3 protein-coding genes and 1 pseudogene are annotated in these 2,440 nt (G+C 65.7%); 2 read left to right on the plus strand and 2 right to left on the minus strand.

The annotated features are described in order from the left end of the window. Positions 1 to 352 precede the first annotated feature (352 nt). Both QH276_RS00030 and QH276_RS00035 read right to left on the minus strand, forming a co-directional pair. Positions 353 to 559, minus strand: a complete 207-nt coding sequence (locus tag QH276_RS00030; protein WP_280401652.1) for a DUF397 domain-containing protein — start codon at positions 557 to 559, stop codon at positions 353 to 355. Further along, positions 556 to 1,443, minus strand: coding sequence for a helix-turn-helix domain-containing protein (locus QH276_RS00035; protein ID WP_280401653.1), 888 nt, complete (start codon positions 1,441 to 1,443; stop codon positions 556 to 558). The genes QH276_RS00030 and QH276_RS00035 overlap by 4 nt, the downstream gene beginning before the upstream one ends. A gap of 307 nt (positions 1,444 to 1,750) precedes the next feature. Between QH276_RS00035 and QH276_RS00040 the strand changes: the two genes are divergently transcribed. Together QH276_RS00040 and QH276_RS00045 are read left to right on the plus strand one after the other, a co-directional pair. Further along, positions 1,751 to 2,077, plus strand: a complete 327-nt coding sequence (locus tag QH276_RS00040) for a hypothetical protein (RefSeq protein WP_280401654.1) — start codon at positions 1,751 to 1,753, stop codon at positions 2,075 to 2,077. Next, a pseudogene (locus QH276_RS00045) lies at positions 2,074 to 2,440 on the plus strand (hypothetical protein); the annotation flags it as partial. The gene QH276_RS00040 and the pseudogene QH276_RS00045, both read left to right, overlap by 4 nt.

Genomic DNA, 2,440 nt, shown 5'->3' on the forward strand with positions numbered 1-2,440 from the left:
TCTCCCCGGGCCACCCGGCTGGGGCCCCGGTTATCGCCCGGGCTCTGGGGGGGGCTGTTTTTGGCACCCCCCGGGGGGGGTTGGGGGGCGGTCTAACTCCGCCCCCGGCCCGCCCCGGGGGGGGGGCCCGCCTTACCCCCCCCCAAACAAACCCGCCCCCCCCCCGGGCGGGGGGGGACCCCCGGCGCCCGGAAACCGCACCCCTGACCACTGCGACAATCCGTTTGCCCTCGGCCCAGAAGCCCAGAGGCCCAGACATCGACCTCCACTCCTTCGCTGGCGCCGACGCTCGTGGTTTGGGAGGACCCGGGCTCATGGTCCCGGCTTGTGTACGGCGGCCGGGACCAGCACGTTATGGGCAAACGGACAGGCCTTGCTGCGCGGCGTTCAAGAACGCGTCCCATATGTTTGGGCCGAACACAAGAACGGACCCGGATCGATTCTTACTGTCACGGACTCCGACGTTGCCACCCACAAGATGAGCAATCTCGACGCATTCTCGGTCCGGACCACTGTGCGAGCTCTTGAACCACCGGGCGTCTGCTGGAATATCGGTCACCGCTGGTACTCCTTCGCGATACGCGCGACCAGATCCCTGGTCTCCTGCTCATCCAAAGCTACCCGCGCGATACTTTTCATGGCTTCCGTGTATTGCGAGACTTCGGCTGCACGCTCGAGGTAGAGGTCCCCGGTGTAGCCCTCGACATAGGCAACCGCCGGCTCCGTGATCCTGGTGTTCGACGGCACCGGGAACTCGAGGAAGACGAAGGAACGTACAACCAGTCCGATAGGGCTTCGTGCGTCGTACGGTACGACACGCAACGAAACGTTCTGCCACGTACTCGCTTCCACCAGATGCAGTAATTGGTCCGCCATCACGCCGGGTCCGCCCACATGATGCCGGAGCGCGGCTTCGGAAAGAAACACATCCAACTGAAAAGCGCTGTCCTGGAACTTTTCCCGTCGATGTCCGGCAAGTTCGAGACGCCGCTCCACATCCGCAGTCGGCCAGTCCGGATGTGCCGCCCAAATTATCGCGCGCCGATACTCCGGCGTTTGCAGTAGCCCGGGCAAGAGTGTTATCTGCCAACTGGTCATTCGACAGGCTGCCGCCTCCAAACCCAGATAGTGGTTGAAATCCCTCGGGATCTCGTCTGCGTATGCGCGCCACCACCCTCCTCCGGACAGTTTCATCGCCCGCAGTTCCTGTACCAGGTCCAAGGCGAAGCGGCGTTCTTCATCCGAGGCACCGTACTGGTCGCACAGTCCGTTGATCTGCAGCATTGTGGGCCGGGAGGCGTGCCCGTCTTCCAGCCGGCCGATCGTCTGGGGGCTCACCTCGATCGCGCGGGCGGCGGCGGCCTGGCTGGTTCCGCTGCGTTCCCGCAAGCGGCGGAGTTCGCGGCCGAGGGCTCGTTTCGGGAGTGTGGATCCACCCGTCATTTCTTGACCTTCCCTAATTATCGCAAGGCAATTCGGAATGCTCCGGCCCGGAACCCAATACCAGGAGCCGCCCGGCACGGACGCCGGACTCGGCGGGCCGGTTTTCCGCCGGAGGCGGTTCCACACTCTGCACAGTTCCGGTCTACTGATTTCGCGCCCGGCGCAGGAAATCCCCCGAAAACCATTGGGGCACATCGGTGCCGAGACCTGGAGTGTCGCGACACCGGTGGTCCGATCACCGCCGCCACAGCTGATCGGACCCTGCGCCGGGCTGCATCCCATCGCCTCTCACGAAAGGCGGAAACCCTTGCCCGTCGCCATCGTATACCTGAACAAAAAGCTTTGTGGCACAAGAAGAGAACTACTCGAAACGGAATGCCGCTGTTTCGCCGGTGCGCACGGTTTCCGTATCGCGCGAGTAGTTGTGGAATGCGAGATCGATGTACTCGCATGGACATTGCAGAAATCGAAATTGCTGCGATGTGACGCAATGGTGACGCCCACCGTCGAGCACATCGGCTTCCGCGCACCGGTGGTACTCGATCATCTCGAGCTGATGGTGGTGCACCCGTACGGCCGGTACCGCCGCGGTGAACTGGACCGGTGGATACCGGCGGCGGAGGTGCACCGGTGAACGGCCACGCACCCGGCTCGCATACGGCCGTCGGGCTGGACGATCTGCGGAATCAGCCGACGGCCATCGGCTACCTGCGCACCGACCTGTGCGGACACACCGGTTTCGTCACCGCCCGCCTGCGGCTGGCCGCCATCGCCCACGGCTACCGGCTCCGCCGGCTGGTCGAGCTCCCGGCCTACCCGGACCCGGACCATCTCACGATCCTGCGCACAACCCTGGCCCGGACCAGCGCCCCCCCGCGGGGGGAAACGGACGGCGGGCCCCCACCCCCCCCGCGGGAGACCCCGCGGCGGGGGGGGAAACCCCGGGAGAGTGGGCCCCCCCCGCGCCCCCGAAAAAGCCGGGGTGGCGCGCGGCCGG

Origin of the sequence: Nocardia carnea, assembly GCF_029869215.1 — a bacterium.
In the GTDB taxonomy this organism is placed as follows: Bacteria; Actinomycetota; Actinomycetes; order Mycobacteriales; family Mycobacteriaceae; genus Nocardia; species Nocardia carnea_B.